Below are 19,897 nucleotides of genomic sequence, written 5' to 3'. Positions count from 1 at the left end.
CAGCGACAATGTAAAAGAGTTGAGCGTTAGGAAAATGTAAAAAAACAACAACCGATTAACCTGACGTGGGGACGGAACAATGTCTTTTAGAAATAATGATGACCAAAAAGCATACTGGAAGGAGAACTTAGCTCTCCTTTTTAAACTTTTAGTCGTTTGGTTCGCTGTATCCTTTGGTGCCGGCATTTTATTTGCCGATGCATTAAATAACATCCAATTCTTTGGTTTCAAACTGGGCTTCTGGTTTGCGCAACAAGGTTCCATTTTAGTTTTTGTCGCTCTTATTTTTGTCTACATGGCGAAAATGAATGCGATGGACAAACGTTACGGCGTAGACGAGGAGTAATACGATGGATGTTCAAGCACTCACCTTACTTATTGTAGGCGCTACATTCGCGCTGTACATTGCAATTGCGATTTGGGCCAGAGCCGGATCAACAAACGATTTTTACGTCGCCGGTGGCGGTGTTCCACCTGTGTTAAACGGTATGGCAACAGCCGCCGATTGGATGTCAGCTGCATCGTTTATTTCCATGGCAGGCCTTATTTCCTTTATGGGATATGACGGCGCCGTATACCTTATGGGCTGGACAGGCGGTTACGTTCTGCTCGCGCTTTGCCTAGCACCTTATCTTCGCAAATTCGGAAAATTCACTGTACCCGATTTTATTGGAGACCGCTACTACTCACAAACAGCCCGAACCGTTGCTGTATTTTGCGCTATTTTTGTCTGTTTTACCTATGTAGCAGGGCAGATGCGAGGGGTTGGCGTTGTATTCAGTCGATTCTTAGAAGTTGATATTGTTACCGGCGTAGTGCTCGGTATGGTTATCGTCTTTTTCTACACCGTACTTGGCGGCATGAAAGGTATTACCTACACGCAAGTTGCACAATTTTGTGTGATGGTGTTTGCCTATGTGGTTCCTGCGGTATTTATTTCTATCATGGTTACCGGTCATATTCTTCCGCAAACCGGTTTCGGAGCCACGTTGGCCGATGGGTCGGGTATGCATTTGCTGCAAAAGCTCGATAATTTATCCACCGATCTTGGTTTCCATGAATACACGACAGGGACGAAAAGTACCATTGATGTATTCTTCATTACCTTTGCACTTATGGTAGGTACAGCAGGTTTACCACACGTTATTGTTCGCTTCTTCACTGTTCCAAAAGTACACGATGCGCGTAAATCAGCGGGTTATGCACTAGCGTTTATCGCTATTGTTTACACCACTGCACCGTCTCTTGCTGCTTTTGCTCGCGTTAATATGATTGAAACTATTAACGGCCCAGAGCTTACGGGTACCAGTTACGAAGAAGCACCATCGTGGATTAAGAACTGGGAGCAAACCGGACTTATCGAATTTAACGATAAGAATGGCGATGGCGTCATGTTCTATTCTGGTGATGAGCGTAACGAAATGACCGTCGACCGTGACATCATGGTACTGGCGAACCCTGAAATAGCGAATTTACCGGCTTGGGTTATTGCCTTGGTGGCCGCTGGTGGTGTTGCCGCTGCGCTTTCTACCTCGGCTGGCTTGTTACTCGTCATTTCCACGTCGGTATCTCATGATTTACTGAAACGAAATTTTGCGCCAGATATTACGGATAAGGCAGAGCTATTTTATGCACGATTGGCCGCAGGTGTTGCCATTGTCATTGCCGGTTACTTTGGTATTAATCCGCCCGGGTTCGTTGCGCAGGTGGTCGCTTTTGCCTTCGGCTTAGCAGCGTCCAGTTTCTTCCCTGCTATTATTATGGGTATCTTTAGCAAACGTATGAATGATAAGGGTGCTGTTGCGGGTATGTTATCTGGTATTGCCTTTACCGCGACGTACATTATCTACTTCAAGTTTGTTAACCCTGCTGCGAATACTCCTGACAACTGGTTGTTGGGTGTCTCACCTGAGGGTATTGGTACATTGGGTATGATAGTTAACTTCATAGTGGCATTCCTTGTCTTCAAAGTGACAGATGAAGCACCAGAAGAAATCCAGGAGTTGGTAGAAAGTATTCGCTATCCTAAGGGAGCGGGTGAAGCCTCTGCACACTAATCGATAAACCGAATTAGTGAAAAATACGAGTAATACGTATAAGTAAAATAAAAGGCCAACCTTCTAGCTGTATTTAGTCGGTTGGTTTTTTCTTTTGAGAAGGTGTCTTTTTTTTTAGTGAATGCATTATCCTATTCATTAAAAAAAGAGACATATGCAGAATTCGCGGTGTAACTCTCAATAGGCCAAGAGCCAAGTCAAAAGACTGAGCAAGAGAAAGGCAAATAGTTAGAGAATAAGGATTTACCAATGACAGCAATAGCAAAGCAGGTTGAAGACTTTCTTGCTACATCGGCACCGTTTGATATGTTAAATGAATCTCAGCGCCACGACCTTATTCGACATGCTGATCTATTATATGTGACGAAAGATAACGTCGAGCATTTTGCGAAGGGAGAACCTCGACTATACCTTATTCAAAGCGGTCAGTTTTCCGTGGAGGATGGAGAAGGCGCTGCTAGGCATTTAAGCGAGGGAGATTACTTTAACTATGCCACTATTTTAGATAAACGTACTTATCCACTTTCTGTCAATGTAGATAGCCCCGGGTTAGTTTACAGTTTTGCCGCGGAAGACGTATTTGCGTTACTTGAGCTTGTAGAGGTTAATACCTTTTTTACCGGCTTGCGCAACAATGCGTTGCAAAATCATGCCATTGCCGACTCTAACTCCATGTGGTTGTACAAAGCACTCACCGATGTTGTAGATAAGGCGCCTGTGGCCGCTCACAGCGATATGTCTATTGCTGATGCTGCAATGTTAATGACTCAAGAAAAAGTATCTTCCTTATTAGTAACCGATAGCGACAAGCTTATTGGCATAGTGACAGATAGAGATTTGCGATCCCGCGTAGTCGCCAACGCTCTTGATACCGCCCTTCCAGTTAAGAAAATAATGACAGTAAACCCTACCCAAATTGGCAACAACAGAACGCTGTTTGATGCCATGGCGCTGATGACCGAAAACAATATTCACCACTTGCCGGTTATCGACCACCTATCTCAGTCGCCCATGGGAATGGTGACGGCCAGCGATATTATAAGGCACCAGCGAGGCAACGTTCTTTTCATTATTGGAGAGCTAACAAAAGCGAATAATCTGTACGAGCTCACAAGACTGTCGTGGCAATTACCACATTATTTTGCGGCTCACGCCAAACGAGCCGGTGATTACGATATTGCGGGCAAAATTTTGTCCCAGGCAACTGACGTGATGACGCGAAAGCTTATTGGCTTTTTTCAGCAAGATAATGGTAAAGCCCCTATGATGTTTGCCTGGTTAGTTTATGGGTCGCAGGCGAGGGAAGATCAAACCACGGGGTCTGATCAAGACAGCGGGTTGCTTTTAGCATCTACGCCCAACGACAAACAGGCTGCCTATTTTGCTGATATGACAGACTACGTGTGCAAAGGATTAGCGAAATGCGGTATTAAGCTGTGTGACGGCAACATTATGGCCAGTAATCCTGAATTGCGATTGTCAGTTGATGAAGCGGTAAGAGAGGCTGAACGGTGGGTATCATCACCTACGAGCAAGGCCATTATGCACTTTAATATTTTTTTGGATGTGCGATGCGCTGCGGGTGATGCAAGCTTATTTAAACAACTGCAAAAAAGGCGAGCACCATTATTACAGCAGAAGATGTTTTTAGCCGCCCTAGCGCGCAATAGCAATGATGTGTCTGTCCCTTTATCAATGTTTCAAAAGTTTAGCTATGAAAAAGGACGTAAACAAAAAGACACCATTGATTTAAAAACCCGTGCCGTGGCGCTTATTAACAATATTGCGCGAATTTATGCGTTAGCTGATGGTATTACGTTGCCCAATACCGTTGCGCGTCTTGAGCGTTTGTCTGACAAGTCCGAGCTTTCTTCTAAAGATGCAGCAAACCTTAAAGACATCTGGGTATTTTTAAATAGGCTGCGCTGGCGTCACCAGCTAGAGAACAAAGTGACCGATAACCTTGTGTCGGTGAGCATGTTGTCGTCAATTCAGAAGCATCAACTTAAAGCAGGCTTTAAAGCAATAGAGCGAGCTAACGAAGCCATGGTAATGAAGTTTTCCGGCGGAGTTGGCTAGCTCACCTCTTGTCACAGCGGTTTTAAAATAAATGACGGGCGGATAAGCAATGCTGGTGTTAGAAATTCGTAAGGTAATTTAAAGCGTAGGATTAAACAATAGATGATACTGCAGTGGTTTAAAGAACGACTCACATTATCAGCCGGCTCGTCGCTAGCGAAGCAACTTAGCGGTAGATATATCAATAATACAGACTTACTGGCTATTGATGTTGAGTTGACCTCCCTCGACGCTAAAACCACTGATATTACGTCTATTGGGTGGGTAACAGGTAAGGGGGGCAAACTGTCGCTGTGCTCCTGCGAGTACTTTGTTATCAAAACATCGGCTGCGTTAGGTCAAAGCCCGGTCATTCACGGGTTAACGCATGATATTTTGGCAGAAGGAGAGTCTTTAGCTGTCAGTCTAGAAAAAATGATGCCACTGCTTCAATCGTCAGTGCTGGTGTTTCACAATGCGAGCCTGGATTTAGCGGCGATCAATAAAGCATTTGTAGAACTGTCTTTGCCCGCTGTAGACGTCACCTACATTGATACGCTTAAACTAGCGGTTTATCAGTTAAATAAGCAACATCAAGTGCTTCCTACCAATAGCGCAACGCTTACCGTGTGCCGACAGCGATTAGACCTTCCAAGCTGCCCTGAACACAACGCCCTTGACGATGCACTTGCCACAATTCAGCTATTGTTTGCTCAGTTTGAGCAACTTGGACTAGACCAATCCAGTCCGTTAACTGAACTTTTGCACACCAAGGCAATGGGGAGGTACCGATTGGGGGCAACAAAGAATAGATAAACACAAAGCCAAGTGAGCGCAAAGATTAAACAATGACTTGCGTTTTAATTCCCTGCACTGGGGGGTGATATTCAGCTCCATCAAACCCTTCTACTCTCACACGATTTCGACCGTCGGTCTTAGCAAGGTAGAGATTTTTATCTGCTTCTAACATGACATACTCGATTGTTTTTTCATCATCTGCCAGCTTGGTGGATACGCCCGCGCTGAGTGTAACTCGATCAAATTCTGAGGCATCGTGTCTAATATTTAATTCGTAAACGGATTTGAGTAGCCTATTTGTTACTTCCGCGGCTCCTTTGGTATCGGTGTTAGGTAAGATAACTAAAAACTCTTCACCACCGATACGTACTAGCTTGTCCATAGGACGCTGTAAAGACTCACTAATGCACTGGCTTACTTTCCACAGGCAGCTATCGCCGTCTAAGTGGCCATACATATCATTAAATAACTTAAAGTGATCGACGTCAAAAATAACGAGTGATAGCGGCGTAATATTGCGAAGCCCATCGCGAACTAATCGAGGGAGATAATCATCGAGATAGTGCCTGTTGTACGCCCCTGTTAGCTTATCTACGTAAATAAGTTTTTCAAGCAAGTCGTTACGCATTTTGTTTTTTAAATGAGATTTTACGCGATTTTGGAGGGTGCAGGCATTCACTGGCTTTACCACAAAATCTACACACCCAGAATTCCAGCACTTTGATTCTTCTGCTTCTGTTGTAGAGGATGTAACAAAAATAATAGGTATTGATTCGCACTGAGGCTTTTTGCGCAGCAAGGCGGTAGTAGCATGACCGTCTAACTCTGGCATGGAAACATCCATCAAAATAAGGTCAGGCTTTTTAAAGCGGCAGTATTCGACGGCCTCTTCTCCTGAGGCAACGGAAATGCATGAGACCATATCGGTTAGCAGGGTTTCTAGTATGAGTCTGCTGCTGGCGTCATCATCTACAATGAGAACGTTACAATCAGAAAGTGCTCTGTTGTCAACTTGTTCTAGGTACACAAAAAATCTCCTCAGGACACTACGCTGAGGTAGTATTATGTAATTAACTCTACACCGTTATGAAAAAAACGGGCATTCAACATAAGTCTTAATTTTAAACACTTATATGTTGGCAAAACAATGTTGTATTTACGCTGCCCACCTACATAAAAAACCACCGCACAGGGCGGTGGTTTTCCTTCTCGTGTAGAGTCGGCCAATATCTAAATTATAGTGCAGCTGCCACATCAGCAGGTAACAGCACTGCATCAATGACGTGGATCACGCCGTTTTCTGCCATTACATCGGTTTTCACGACATTCGCGTCGTTAATCTTAACTTTGCCCATGGCCGCGTTCACAGCTACATCACTGCCTTCTACTGTCGTCGCGGATGTCAGTGAAACAACGTCTTTCGCTTCCACTTTTCCTGCAACAACATGGTAAGTAAGAATTTGCACTAAGGTGTCTTTGTTCTCTGGCTTTAGCAACATGTCTAACGTACCTGCAGGGAGCGCCGCAAAGGCATCGTCAGTAGGTGCAAACACAGTAAAAGGACCGTCACCTTTTAATGTCTCAACCAAGCCACCTGCTTTTACCGCAGCTACTAAGGTTGAAAACATTGGATTGCTCGCCGCTGTATCGACGATGTCTTTATGGTCACCCATTTTGTGGTGTCCAGCAAATACAGAAGAACTAACGACTAATATAACTAAAGCACTTAACAACTTACGCATAATATTTCCTTTTGAGTTTGTCCAACGATGTGTAAAAGTTTTTTACTATCTTTTAACACTTTTAGTTTCGTTACTGATTACGGCGGCTTTTCAAAAAGTGATGATTAACTTTATGTAACATAGGTCACTTCAATACGGATATGCGCCTGTAAATCGGGGAAGAGGCCAGAGAACAGTGGGTTATTTATTTTTTCTGCGCAGGAATGAGAGAAAGAAAAGTTTAGGCCAATAACAGGAAAAAATAGCACTGGAGGTGACGGAGAGAAAAGCAAGTAAGTAAGAGCAGTCTATACTTATTATAGGTCATGACGCTTCATAAAGGCTTGAAGCGGTCTTATTAAACGAACTCGTATACCGCATTAGGAGTAAAAGCCATGCCTACCCGGTCATTATTAACTTTTCTAGTAATAACGATGTGTTTAGTTGCTTGCCAAAGCACACAGCAGGCTGATACTGAAATTGCAGATATCAAACCTTTATTAAAAGACGAATTGTTTCCTAGCTACTCTCTTTTCAACATTGAGTCAGAGGAGGAGGTATTTTATCTCGGCGAAGAAGCAAAACGGTTTGCCGAGCAATCAGTTTACGACAGCGGATTAAATGCGAGGAACATAAGCGGCTTTGTAAGCGCTATTTTAGACTACTCGGATAATGGCATGATGTATCGTAACAATGCTAACACTGTGGCAAATACAACCTTTAGTAACCGAGCGGCCAATTGCCTGTCTTTGTCAATTATGACCTTTGCCTTAGCGCAACACCTTGGATTAAATACCACATTTTATGAGGTTGATATTCCTGAATACTGGACGCGCAGAGATGGCTTTAGTTTGCTTAATGGGCACATTAATTTAAGAGTGAGCGCGCCTGAAACGACAATGGGGATGACCATAGGAGCAACATATGCCGATGTAGACTTTGATCCACAAGCTATTCGAAGTCATTTTCCTCGCATTCCTGTGTCGAAAAAAAGTGTCCTCGCCATGTTTTATAACAATAAGGGGGCTGATGCCTTTGTGGCAAATAGCTACACCCGTGCATACCGCTATTTCAGAGCCGCAGCCAAAGTAGATCCAAAATTACAACAGACATGGACGAATTTAGGTGTACTTTATCGTATGCAAGGAGATTTTGAACAAGCAGAGCGAACCTATGAACACGCATTATCCCTTGATTCTGAAAATTTAACCGTATGGGAAAATCTCGCTATTTTATATCGATATCAAAATAAGGAGGAAAAAGCGGCTGAGCTTTTCAGTAAAATAGAAACCAAAAGAAAGAATAACCCCTTTTATCACTACATTCTTGGCGAACAGTCATTTGAAGATGATAATTTTGACAAAGCATTGGCGCATTATGAGCGCGCTATAAGACTAGATAGAAAGAACCACGAAGTTTTATTTGGACTGGCCAAAACCTATTTTGAATTAGGCGACACCACTAATGCCGTTTTTTATCTTAAAAGCGCAGAGGAACACGCTACCGATGACTATACTGCAAAGCGTTATGCATCAAAGCTCGCAGTATTGGCAAAAAACTGAGTAGGTGTAAAATCAATAAAGTGGGCAACTTTTTCTAGTTAGTAGTCAAATAGAAAAAAGCCACGGACGAGCCGTGGCAGAAAGGTAACACTACAAAAGGAACTTAACTTAAATCACGCCCAGCTCACGAAGGCGCTCTTGCAGGTATGAGCCTGCGGTATGACGTTCTGAAAGAACAACATCTGGTCTAGGGTGCAAAAACAAAGGGAGTGAAATACGAGCCTTTGTCATGTCTGCGCCATCAGGATTCACTACCCTGTGGGTTGTGGATGGAAAATAGTGGCCTGATGCTTCTTGCAGCATGTCACCAATATTTACAATCAAACTACCAAAATCACAAGGAACATCCAGCCAGCTGCCGTCTTTCGCCTGAACCTGAAGGCCCGGCTCATTTGCAGCTGGTAAAATAGTAATTAAGTTAATATCTTCATGAGCAGCAGCGCGAATGGCGTCCACCTCTTCATCACCGCTTAGTGGCGGATAGTGAAGAATACGCAATAGAGTTTGATCAGAATCCTTAATCATATCCCCTAGCGGCTGACTGTACTTATCACTCACTTCACTTGGCGAGTGAGACTCAATCCAACTCAATAACTCTGAAGCAAGCGTGTTGGCTTCTTTGTAGTATTGCGATACCTGAGGACGTAGCTCCTCTGGACATTGGCCCCAAGGATAGAAGTGATAATACTCTTTTATGTCTTTTTTCGTGAAACCCTTAGCAACCTCAGAAACACTCTGAGGGAAAAATCCGTCTTGCTTACCTTTGTTATAAAGGTAATCGTTCTTTTGTTCACTATTGAAGAAACCCTGCCAATTGTCATAAATACCTTGAACTAAAGACTGCTGAATAGGGTGGTTCTTAAGAACACCAAATCCAGTTTCTCGAAGTGATTTAACAAATTCTTCTTGAGCGTTTTCAGCTTGGTAATCAACAGCAACTAATTGCATAACGTTATCCCGTATAGTTTGATTGCGGCATTATAAAGGTAGACGGGCTACAGAAAAAAGACGCAGGCGTTGATTCAGATCAACGCCTGCGAAGAATGTGCGTAATTTACATAAACCTGACCGTTTAGTCTAGTAAAACCTGACCAAATAGTCGGTCTAAAAAAATCTTAACCGAGAGAGAGAAAAATACCAGCTAGTGCAGCGCTCATTAAGTTAGATAAGGTTGCAGCAATAACTGCCTTTAATCCCAGTCGCGCAATTTCCTTTCTGCGTGTTGGCGCCATAGCACCAATTCCGCCCATCAAAATAGCGATAGAAGAGAAGTTTGCAAAACCACATAATGCAAAGGTGATAATGGCCTGAGAGGCTTGAGATAGTTGCTCTTGGTTTTCTAAAAAGCTGAGGTACGCGACAAACTCGTTCACCACCATCTTTTGCCCAATAAAGCTACCAGCAAGTTGTGCTTCTTCCCATGGTACGCCGATTGCCCATGCAAGTGGCTGAAGAACAAACCCCAGGATCCCTTCAAAAGTCACGTTTTCATAGCCAAATAGCCCTGCGGTCCAGCCAATGAGGCCGTTGAACATGGCAATCAGTGCTATGAAAGCGAGTAGCATTGCACCTACGTTTAACGCAAGCTGCATGCCTGACGCTGCACCACTAGCAGCAGCATCAAATACGTTGGCGTAGCCTGCGCTGTCTGCATCTACGTCGTGTAAATCTTCATTTGGTTTAGTCGTCTCAGGCAAAATAATCTTCGCCATCAACAATCCACCAGGCGCCGCCATAAAGCTCGCGGCCAGTAAGTATTTAAGTTCTACGCCCATACCCGCATATCCGGCCATAACCGAGCCCGCGATTGACGCCAAGCCACCTACCATAATGGCAAACAGCTCAGAACGAGTCATGTGTGGAATAAAGGGGCGAACTACCAGAGGCGCCTCGGTTTGACCGACAAAGATATTGGCCGCCGAAGACATTGACTCAGGTTGACTGGTGCCTAATAGCTTTTGCAGAAGGCCACCAATAATTTTTATAACAACGCCCATCACCTTAAGGTGATAAAGCACCGCAATGAGTGCGGAGAAGAAAACAATAACGGGCAGTACATTAACCGCAAATATAAAGCCAAGAGAATTGTTGCTAAGGGGGCCGAATAAAAAGCTTATTCCGTCTTGGCTGTAACCAATGATATTGCCAACAAACTCTGTCGCTTTTAGGAGAAATTCTTTGCCGGTTTCGGAGTACAGGACAAACGCACCAACAGTGGCTTGAATAGCAAACGCACCACCAACAGTGCGCCAGTTGATGCTGCGCCTCGCCGACGACATTGCTAATGCAATACCTATCAGAAGCGCTACGCCCAGTAAACCTACCATAATGTTATTCCCTTAAAGAAGCGCTTGCTGAATGTGTGATTTGATCACATCTAATGCGATTTGGTTTTTTCCACCCTGCGTTACTACTACGTCGGCAGTAAAGCGGCTTGGCTCAATGAATTGGTGGTACATTGGTTTTACGGTTTCTTCGTACTGCTTGGCCACAGACTCTATCGAGCGTCCACGCTCTTTCAGGTCGCGCATCATTCTACGCATTAAACAAATATCCAATGGTGTATCGATAAAGATTTTAACATCGTATAAAGGCAGTAAATCTGTGCGAGCAAGCAACATGATGCCTTCTAGGATAATCACTGGTGCTGGATTTAAACGTTCAGTTTCAGGCAAGCGAGTATGTGTTTTGTAGCAATAGTGCGGGTAATCAATGGGCTGCCCTTCTCTCAACGCCTGCAAATGCGCTTTCAGCAACTCATGCTCAAATGCGTTTGGGTGGTCGTAGTTATTTTGCTCGCGCTGCTCCATGGGCAAATGGTCCTGCGCACGATAGTAATGATCCTCGCGCAAAACCTGAACAGGACGGCCCTGTGCGCTGAATCCGTTAAATAAATTTTTTGTAAAAAGAGATTTTCCAGAGCCTGAAGCCCCAGAAATGGCAATAATTAATGGCGATTGCATAGTATTTTAACGCTGGTTTTGTTGCTGCAAAGATACGCGTTTAGCCCTCACGAATCAATGTTATATTCACGTTTCGTTAGTTTTTGGTCTGGTCTTTGCTAGGTCTATTCTTGAAGTTCGTCGATATTTCAAGGTATTGCGGGGCCTTAATTTAACCATGAATAAATTACCCAATTGGTCAAGATTATTGGCTGATAACTCTCCATTGTGCAAATTTAAAGCAGCTTGCAGAGTTGTGAGGGCCTAGTTACCAATTATTTCTATGTCAGCTAATGTGATTTTGGGTAAAGCATAAGAATGTTGTTTTGAGCGAGACCCTTCTCCTTGTGCTCTTGGTGGATAGTAGGTTTCTTTTTCCTCACTAAAGCTGTTAAATACCTCATCAAGTGCTGCACGAATTTCGCTGAGGGTCTTATCTAAATTAGCGTTAAAGTCTGGTCTTTTTCGCTTGGTGTGGCCTAATTCTATGAGTCGACCAAAGCTCTTGTTCGCCAGCGCCACTAATTCGTTCGGCACGTCTTTGTGCGGATGTAGAGGTTCTTCAGGATTTTCAATACAAAATTTTACCAATGCGGTGTAAAAACACAGTGGTTTGTTCTGCAGCATCACTGCGTTATCAGTAACGCCGTTAGATATGGTTTTATCTTGCAAATTGATAATGAGTTTCGGGGCAGGGGGCAATAATGCCTCTTCTCTTTGCGCTCTTTGCTTTGCGGTAATTCTGGTGTTAATCGCAAAGGCAGGCGTTATCATCAGTGACGCAATGAGAGCGGTCCAACTAAAAGTAAGTGCATGAGAAATAGGCTTGCTCACTATTTCAATATGAATGTGTTGTTCGGCATTTCTCAATACCGTTGTATAACTTTTTGGATAGCTGAGTTTTGATATTTCCTCACTTTTAAATTCTTCACCCTGAATAGACTTAACTAAAACAGGGTAACCCTTGTCTGTCAGCTCTACATTCAATTTTTTGGTGTACTGCCATATTGCGTAGCTATTTACAGGTGTCTGAAGTGTTTGATTGCCCACATCTAAAAAGGCACTGTCTAAACTAATCCTTCGTTCTACCTTATCAATAGCGCTATGAAGGGTATTTTGATAAGAAACAAGTTGTCCGGTAACGGCAGCACATTGTAATAATAAAAAAAGGATAAATCCGTTTATAAAAACCCGTCGCTTGGGTTTGAGTGACAATGTGTTCAAGATGTTCATTAGCAGCCTTCCTCTAGCACAATATTTTTATAATAAGGACGAGGGTGCGCCATAGCGATATCGTGGATAACTGACTGCATTGCGCAAAATAGGTCTGTGTTTTCTGTTTGCATCTTCAAATACCAACGCATTCCACTCACTTGCTCCATAAGTGGTGCGATATAATTTTTTGACAGTATTTCTTCATCGTCTTTCGCCCAATAAGAAGAGATAATATCAACTTCGCCAGCCAATAGTGCGCGTCTTAATTCTTGATGTGAGTTGTAGTAAACAATACTCACATTAGTGTCGCTTAAGCCAAGTCGTTTCAATACTGTCTTTGGCACGATATGTCCCGAACGGCTGCTAGGGTAGTCAAGTAGGCCAATGCGCTTTCCCAATAAATATTCTTTCTCTAATTTGGGTTGCTCTCGTAACGAGATAAAGTATGCGCCGTAGTCTGGGTGAGAAGCAATAGGCGTTAATCCATAGATGTCGTTGGCTGCAAACGCGTCTATTACATTTCTTTTCACTAGCGCTAAATCAACCACACCGTGGTTAATGTAACGAAACGTGTCATAGTCGCTCTGACCTATAATGACCTTTACTTCTCCATACTGCCTTTTTATGACACTATTGTTACAGATTTTGTCGCTAGCAAGCTGCGCAATTCGACTGTCTGTAACATAGACTGCAAACTGGTCTGCATTGGCTGAAAGTTCGCTATTGCAGTATAAATATTGACCTGTTTGTGGTGGTATGTCAGAAAAGTTACTTAAATTTGAAAAATAATTAATTAAGACGCAGCAACCTGCTGCAAATAATAATAGCCACCACTTTAAGTAAGAAACAATTCGAAGAGCTGTCAAAACGCGACCAGTAAAGTTAATAATCGAATACGGCATTTCAACAGCTAAGGTTATTTATTGCAATAGGTAAATTTATTTGAATTTATTATAATGCTGTTTTTAAAAGCTTTTGTCTGGGTTAATCTGATTTTTGTTAAACGCTGTTTATTAGTCGCGCGTATGGCAAGAATGGCGATGTGAATTGCAATTAGGAAATAATAATAACAATAAGTAATCAAACTTGACCATCTGGTTAGTTTAAGTGGGCGCAGTTGTCCGTGGAATATCCGCTCTGCGTAAACAAAAATGCAATTTTGTAATAAAAATGACACGAAGCTCGAAGACAATTTAGCCACATCTTGCCCATAAGCAGGGCAAGCGAAAGTTGTCTGTAACGTCCAGTTAGAAAAAAATTCTAAACAAAAGGGAAACACACAAATGAACACATCAGCAAAGATCAGCCGCATAGCAGCCGCTGTTGCGTTGTCTATTGGTTTGTCCACCGCTGCAATGGCGCAGGAAACTGCATCTGCTGTGGAGGGTCGAATCCTTACTCCTACTGGCGCACCTGCTGCTGGTACTTCTATTACAGTTATCCATGAACCTTCAGGCTCAACAAGAGAAGTGACTGTGGGAGAAAACGGCACGTTTAACCTACGAGGTTTGCGCGTTGGCGGTCCTTACAAAATAATTATCGATTCAGATGCGTATCAAGATACAACCGTTGATGATGTATATCTTCAATTGGGTAGCGCATTCGGTGTTAACTTGATGCTTGACGATATTAGCGATATTGAAGTTATATCGGTAAGTGGTAGCTCATTAGCCGCCACAGCATTTGGTGCCACGGGACCGCAATCAATATTCGATTTTGAGACGTTACAAAACGTCCCAGCAATTAACCGTAGTATTGGAGACGTTGTTCGTGCCGATCCACGGGTGTTTTTGGATGAAAGTTCAAATGATGCAATTAGCTGCGGTGGCGCAAGTCCTCGTTTTAACAGCTTGACGCTTGACGGTATTCGCTTAAACGATGCTTTTGGTCTTAATAACAATGGTTTTCCGACAGAGCGTCAGCCGTTTTCTTACGATGCTATTGAACAGGTAGCGGTAGAGTTATCTCCATTTGATGTTGAATACGGCGGTTTTACTGCGTGTAACATTAACGCGGTTACAAAGTCTGGTACTAATGAATTATCTGGCGGTGTATTTTTTGACTTCACAAGCGATTCCTTCAGAGGAGAAGAGGTCAACGGCAACAAGCGTGATAACGGTAACTACACCGAGAAACGCTACGGTGTTAACGCAGGCTTCCCGCTTATTAAAGACACACTATTCTTCTTTGGTGCCTATGAAAAGTTGGAAGGCGTTCAGCTTTTCAACTATGACGCATTAGGAAGAACAGTAACTTCCGACGATGTAAGTCAGATTTCTACGATAGCGCAGAATGTGTATGGTTATGATGTGGGTGGATTACCTGGTTCAGCACCTATTGAAGATGAAAAAATTATTGTAAAATTGGACTGGAATATTTCAGACTCACATCGTGCAAACTTGGTATATAACTGGAACGACGGTTTCAGCATCAGCCAGTCTGACGGTGGCTCTACGCGTTTATCGTTAAGCAACCATTTTTACGAGCGCGGAGCAGAGTTAACAGCGATTGTGGGTTCATTGTTCTCTGATTGGTCTGATGATTTTTCTACGGAATTGCGTATCGGTCACACCGATTTAGACAACCGCCAAAACTCGCTTGATGCAGCGTCTGGCTTTGGTGAAGCGCAAATTCGTACTGAAGGCGGCGGCACTGTGTATATTGGCCCAGATGACTCAAGGCAGTCTAACGAGCTAAATTACGAGGTATTCAACTTTAAGCTAGCAGGTACGTATTACTACGGTGAGCACACGATTACTGCTGGTGTTGAGTATGAAGAGGTTGATGTGTTCAACTTGTTTATGCAGCACACCGTGGGTGAGTATCGTTTTAACAGTATCGCTGACTTTGAAGCTGGCCTAGCGGACCGTATTTATTACAATAACTCTGCGGGCACAAACAACCCGGCAGACGCTGGCGCTTCATTTAGCCAAGATATCACAACGTTCTATGTGCAAGATGAATTCTATTTAACAGATGATTTGAAAATCATGGCTGGTTTACGTTACGAAAGATATGGTTCTGACGATAGACCAACGTTTAACCAAAACTTTACTAACCGTTATGGATTTGCAAATACAGCCAATGTTGACGGACTCGATTTGCTTCAGCCACGCGTAGGGTTTAATTATACCGTGAATGAAGACCTTGAGATTCGCGGTGGATTCGGCTTGTATTCTGGCGGTAATCCAAACGTATGGATTTCTAATGCGTACTCTAATGACGGGGTAACTAACGTAGCGACGTTTGTTGAGCGTTTCGCGAATGATATACCTGGCTACGTTCGAGGTGAAACGTCAATATTTGATATTCCCCTTTCAGGTGGTGGTCAGCCAATTTATGACGCGCCACAGGCAATGGTCGATAAAGTCGCAAATACCAGCCTTACTGATGGCGATGCCTTTGTAAACGCTACCGACCCGAACTTCGAAATTCCGTCTGAATGGAAATATTCATTAGGTACAACGTGGATTGCACCGGGCGATTATTTAGTCACTGCCGATATCATTTACACGGATCGTCGTGATGCACCTATTGTTCGCGATGCTAACCTTGTTCCGACAATTACCGCTGATGGGCGTCCAGATTACGGCTTTGTAGACCCTGACCGTTCAATTGGCCAAGACTTAATTTTAGGTAATGTCAACGGTGATAGTGGAAGTTCATTCGTGTTGTCATCGTCAATTTCGAAAGAGTGGGATTTTGGCTTAGACGCAACCCTTGGTTATGCGTTTGTTGATGCAGAAGATGCGCATCCAATGACAAGTTCTACGGCTGGTTCGAACTGGGGTGCGACAGCGACTACCGACCCTATTAATCCAGGCGCTGCTACCTCTGACTATGCAATCAACCATCGCTTTAACCTTTCGATTGGTTATAAGCATGAGTTTTTTGATGGCTATGCCACGCGATTCAACTTATTCATGACTGCCAACGAAGGAGCACCGTTCTCGTATGTGTTCGGTGAATACAATGACGGCGTTTTTGGTTGGGATAGTGCAGAGTTCCGTCAGTTGTTGTTTATACCTACACTAAACGATGCTAACGTGGTCTTTGACTCTCCAGAAAACGAAGCAGCATTTAACGACTGGGTTGCTGGCGAAGGCTTAGCGCGCGGACAGGTAACTGAACGCAACGGTCAAAATGCGAAATGGTGGGTTAAAGCAGACATTCGTATTTCTCAGGAGTTACCAAGCTTCTATGAGGGACACACTGCAAGCGCGTTCTTCGTTATTGAGAACTTAACCAATATGATAAATGATGAGTGGGGCGATTTCCGTGAGTTCCAAACTCGTCAGGATGTTGTTGATGTTTCCGTTAATGATGCAGGTCAACTTCTCTATGAAGACTTTAGACGTCCTGTGGAAGCTGTGAATCGTGGTGCTTCACTTTGGGAAGTACGCGTAGGTGTTAACTACCGTTTCTAAAACTGGCTAGTTTCACACTTAGATACACAACTCAAAAACCACCGCCCATATGGACGGTGGTTTTTTTTGCTACATTATTGATAGACTTTTTCCCTTTCTGATGTTGGCCCTTTGTTTTTTGGATACAAGGCAGCCTTGTGTATCTCACAACCTCGGCTCTTTTTAGACTAATTCTGATCTGAACGCTGTTTGCAAACGAAAGAAACGAGGAGCAAATCTTAAAAAACCAATGCAAGGAGGTAAAATGTCAAAGACTATACTTATGGTAATGACATCGCACGAAATAATGGGTGATACGGGTAACAAAACCGGTATGTGGTTAGAAGAGTTTGCTTCTCCCTATTACGCATTCAAAGATCAAGGCTATTCCATCACGCTCGCATCTCCTATGGGCGGTGAAGTGCCTATCGACCCCAATAGCCTTTCAGATGATGCGATGACTGACGATGCCATTCGCTACACAAAAGACGATAGTGCTCGAAGTGCAATTGCTTCTACTATTCCATTGGAGGATGTAAGAGCAGAAGAATTCGATGCAGTATTTTACCCAGGCGGTCACGGCCCGCTGTGGGATTTATCTGACAACGCCCATTCAATCAAATTAATTGAAGATACAATTGCTGCGGGTAAGCCCGTTGGCGCTGTGTGTCACGCGCCTATTGTACTTAAAGACGTGAAAACGCCTGACGGTAGCTTTCTTGTTGCAGGCAAAGCAGTAACAGGATTCACGAACAGCGAAGAGGCAGCAATGCAATTAACTGATGTTGTGCCTTATCTGGTGGAAGACGAACTGCGAAATAAAGGTGGTAAATTTGAAGCTGCAGACGACTTTGCTGTGAAGGTGTGTACCGATGGATTACTGGTAACGGGTCAAAATCCACCGTCGTCACGACCTGCAGCAGATGCGTTAATTAAGTTGCTGTCATAAGGTGCTCAGGTGCACTCAAGCGTGCAGCCAATAACACGATAACGTGAACTAGAACGCAAAAAGCCGCCGATGGCCTCACTTAATAGTGAATGTCTATCGGCGGCTTTTTTGTAGGCTGTGACGTTGATTGCTCTGCGCTACTTAATTAGAGATTGTCTTAGTTAAAGACTGTCTTTGTTAAACGTTGTCTTTATTAAACACTCTCTTTGCTAGACATTATCGAATAACTCTTCCACACGAATTCGTAGCTCTTCAATCTTCTGAACATCCGCAGGAGCGATAAAGATAGTGTCGTCGCCGGCAATGGTGCCTAGTACGCCATCTTTCTTACTCAAAGAGTCGAGTAGGCGTGCAATGAGCTGTGCGGCGCCAGGGCTAGTTCTTATGATAACCATCACATTGTTGTGCACAACATCTAGTACCAGCTGTTTTAAGGGGCTTTTAGCGGTAGGCATACCAAGCTCTGGTGGTAAGCAGTAAACCATGTCTCCACGAGCGTTACGAGTGCGTACAGCGCCAAACTTGCTCAGCATTCTCGATATTTTCGACTGACTAATGTTGTCGAAGTTTTGCGCCTTTAAGGCATCTACTATCTCACCTTGTGAACCGTAACTCTCAGCTTTGAGTATCTCTTTGAAAGCTTTAATCAGTTGTTCTTGTTTTGTGTTAGCCATTAAGCGCTCTTTTTTGTTTCATTAGTCGTTTTTACCAGCAGGGTATCAGGGTATCAGGGTACCGCCAAAATACATTAGGGTATGGCCAAAACAACTGAATTCAGTTTTTATTCGCATATTGTGCCCCACAGGTGGACTTTAGGCAATTTGTTTGCATAATCATCCATGATAATGAATATTGACAAAATATCGCTGCTTATGACGTCAATAAGACGATCCGGTGATTGAGTTTTCCCCCGCGTTGCATTAGTGTGACGTTCCGTTTAAATACGTGAGTAATCCCATAGGAGAAATGGTATGAAAGTAGCCGTGTTAGGTGCTGCAGGTGGTATCGGTCAAGCGCTGTCGTTGTTATTAAAAACACAATTGCCAGCAGGTTCAGATTTAGCGCTTTATGATGTTGCGCCAGTTGTTCCTGGTGTAGCAGTTGATTTAAGCCACATCCCCACTGCGGTTAAAGTAACCGGTCACGGTAAAGATGACCTAGCTGGTGCACTAACTGGATCAGACGTTGTTCTTATTCCAGCTGGTATGCCGCGTAAGCCGGGTATGGATCGTTCTGATCTATTCAACATCAACGCTGGGATCGTTAAAAACCTTATTGAAGGTGTTGCTGATAACTGTCCAGACGCGTGTGTTGGAATCATCACCAACCCAGTTAACACTACCGTTGCTATTGCAGCTGAGACGCTTAAAGCTAAAGGCGTTTATAACAAAAACAAACTTTTCGGTGTAACTACACTTGACGTCATCCGTGCTGAAACCTTCGTTGCTGAGCTTAAAGGCGTAGACGTTGCTTCTGTTCACGTACCAGTTATTGGTGGTCACTCTGGTACAACTATTCTACCTCTTCTTTCACAAGTTGAAGGTGTTGAGTTTACCGACGAAGAAGTGGCTAGCCTGACGACTCGTATCCAAAACGCGGGTACTGAAGTGGTTGAAGCAAAAGCGGGCGGCGGTTCTGCAACCCTTTCTATGGGTCAAGCAGCAGCGCGATTCTGCCTATCTCTTGTAGCAGCAATGCAAGGCGAGAACGTGGTTGAGTACACTTATGTACAAACTGATGACAGCGACGATGCAGCATTCTTTGCACACCCAGTTCGCCTTAGTGCAAACGGTGTTGAAGAAATCTTGCCATACGGCGAGCTAAGCGCATTTGAAGAAAAAGCGAAAAACGACATGCTTGAAGGCCTACGCGGCGACATCAAGCTAGGCGTAGACTTCGTAAACGGCTAATTAGGCTGTTAGCGGATGCACTGCATCCGCTAAACAAAGGCTGGATACGTAAGGCCTACACAGACACGCCGAGATTCCATCCATGGAGGCTTGGCTGCAGCATCCCTGCTGCAGACAGTCTGTTACGACCTTACGTATCCAGCCTTTTTGTTGCACATTGTAGGCTTCGCCATCGCATTCATGCGCGGGCTATTGAAAGAGTAAAAGCCTGCTTGTTACAAGCCCACCAGTTTAAGCATCCCCCACACAGCATCCACTCACTGCGTTTGAGTATAACAA

The 19,897-nt window shown here is 43.8% G+C and carries 16 protein-coding genes; 8 read left to right on the top strand and 8 right to left on the bottom strand.

The features are described 5' to 3' along the window. Positions 1-79 precede the first annotated feature (79 nt). The 4 genes from ACOJR9_RS16245 (at position 80) to ACOJR9_RS16230 (ending at position 4,931) form a co-directional block, all read left to right on the top strand. Positions 80-346, top strand: coding sequence for a DUF4212 domain-containing protein (locus ACOJR9_RS16245; protein WP_334031695.1), 267 nt, complete (start codon positions 80-82; stop codon positions 344-346). A 4-nt stretch (positions 347-350) separates the two neighbouring features. Further along, positions 351-2,057, top strand: coding sequence for a sodium:solute symporter family protein (locus ACOJR9_RS16240; RefSeq protein ID WP_420933953.1), 1,707 nt, complete (start codon positions 351-353; stop codon positions 2,055-2,057). A gap of 249 nt (positions 2,058-2,306) precedes the next feature. After that, entirely contained in the window at positions 2,307-4,136 is a 1,830-nt protein-coding gene (locus ACOJR9_RS16235) for a putative nucleotidyltransferase substrate binding domain-containing protein (protein ID WP_420933952.1), read from the top strand. 102 nt (positions 4,137-4,238) lie between these two features. After that, positions 4,239-4,931, top strand: a complete 693-nt coding sequence (locus ACOJR9_RS16230; protein WP_420933951.1) for an exonuclease domain-containing protein — start codon at positions 4,239-4,241, stop codon at positions 4,929-4,931. A gap of 25 nt (positions 4,932-4,956) precedes the next feature. Here ACOJR9_RS16230 and ACOJR9_RS16225 read toward each other — a convergent pair whose 3' ends face one another. Then, complete coding sequence (locus tag ACOJR9_RS16225) at positions 4,957-5,940, bottom strand: diguanylate cyclase (protein ID WP_420933950.1); 984 nt, start codon at positions 5,938-5,940, stop codon at positions 4,957-4,959. 208 nt (positions 5,941-6,148) lie between these two features. Continuing rightward, positions 6,149-6,655, bottom strand: a complete 507-nt coding sequence (locus ACOJR9_RS16220) for a fasciclin domain-containing protein (RefSeq protein ID WP_420933949.1) — start codon at positions 6,653-6,655, stop codon at positions 6,149-6,151. Positions 6,656-7,068: 413 nt separating this feature from the next. Between ACOJR9_RS16220 and ACOJR9_RS16215 the strand changes: the two genes are divergently transcribed. Further along, on the top strand, positions 7,069-8,196 hold the full coding sequence (locus ACOJR9_RS16215) for a tetratricopeptide repeat protein (RefSeq protein WP_420933948.1): 1,128 nt from the start codon (positions 7,069-7,071) through the stop codon (positions 8,194-8,196). Positions 8,197-8,304: 108 nt separating this feature from the next. Here ACOJR9_RS16215 and ACOJR9_RS16210 read toward each other — a convergent pair whose 3' ends face one another. The 5 genes from ACOJR9_RS16210 to ACOJR9_RS16190 all read right to left on the bottom strand — a co-directional run bounded on the left by ACOJR9_RS16210 (position 8,305) and on the right by ACOJR9_RS16190 (position 13,255). Continuing rightward, positions 8,305-9,144, bottom strand: coding sequence for an isopenicillin N synthase family dioxygenase (locus ACOJR9_RS16210; RefSeq protein ID WP_420933947.1), 840 nt, complete (start codon positions 9,142-9,144; stop codon positions 8,305-8,307). 167 nt (positions 9,145-9,311) lie between these two features. Next, positions 9,312-10,523, bottom strand: a complete 1,212-nt coding sequence (locus tag ACOJR9_RS16205) for a NupC/NupG family nucleoside CNT transporter (RefSeq protein WP_420933946.1) — start codon at positions 10,521-10,523, stop codon at positions 9,312-9,314. A 12-nt stretch (positions 10,524-10,535) separates the two neighbouring features. Continuing rightward, complete coding sequence (gene udk, locus ACOJR9_RS16200; protein WP_032095511.1) at positions 10,536-11,159, bottom strand: uridine kinase; 624 nt, start codon at positions 11,157-11,159, stop codon at positions 10,536-10,538. Positions 11,160-11,402: 243 nt separating this feature from the next. Continuing rightward, complete coding sequence (locus ACOJR9_RS16195; protein WP_420933945.1) at positions 11,403-12,371, bottom strand: hypothetical protein; 969 nt, start codon at positions 12,369-12,371, stop codon at positions 11,403-11,405. After that, a complete protein-coding gene (locus ACOJR9_RS16190; protein ID WP_420933944.1) occupies positions 12,371-13,255 on the bottom strand; it encodes a PhnD/SsuA/transferrin family substrate-binding protein in 885 nt (294 codons plus the stop codon). The genes ACOJR9_RS16195 and ACOJR9_RS16190 overlap by 1 nt, the downstream gene beginning before the upstream one ends. A gap of 381 nt (positions 13,256-13,636) precedes the next feature. On the opposite strand from ACOJR9_RS16190, the gene ACOJR9_RS16185 reads away from it, so the two are divergent. Together ACOJR9_RS16185 and ACOJR9_RS16180 are read left to right on the top strand one after the other, a co-directional pair. Beyond that, complete coding sequence (locus tag ACOJR9_RS16185) at positions 13,637-16,780, top strand: TonB-dependent receptor (protein WP_420933943.1); 3,144 nt, start codon at positions 13,637-13,639, stop codon at positions 16,778-16,780. A 244-nt stretch (positions 16,781-17,024) separates the two neighbouring features. Next, positions 17,025-17,708 carry a type 1 glutamine amidotransferase domain-containing protein gene (locus ACOJR9_RS16180; protein WP_420933942.1) on the top strand — a complete coding sequence of 228 codons (684 nt, stop codon included), beginning with the start codon at positions 17,025-17,027 and terminating at the stop codon, positions 17,706-17,708. Between the two features lie 209 nt (positions 17,709-17,917). Here ACOJR9_RS16180 and argR read toward each other — a convergent pair whose 3' ends face one another. Continuing rightward, a complete protein-coding gene (gene argR / locus ACOJR9_RS16175; RefSeq protein WP_071980650.1) occupies positions 17,918-18,382 on the bottom strand; it encodes a transcriptional regulator ArgR in 465 nt (154 codons plus the stop codon). A 297-nt stretch (positions 18,383-18,679) separates the two neighbouring features. On the opposite strand from argR, the gene mdh reads away from it, so the two are divergent. Then, positions 18,680-19,618, top strand: a complete 939-nt coding sequence (gene mdh, locus ACOJR9_RS16170) for a malate dehydrogenase (RefSeq protein WP_032095517.1) — start codon at positions 18,680-18,682, stop codon at positions 19,616-19,618. The last annotated feature ends 279 nt before the right edge of the window (positions 19,619-19,897 follow it).

This window comes from Alteromonas ulvae (genome assembly GCF_048987005.1).
GTDB lineage: Bacteria > Pseudomonadota > Gammaproteobacteria > Enterobacterales > Alteromonadaceae > Alteromonas.
The sequence above is the reverse complement of the archived record's forward strand: the minus strand, read 5'-3'. Positions and strand labels throughout refer to the sequence as shown.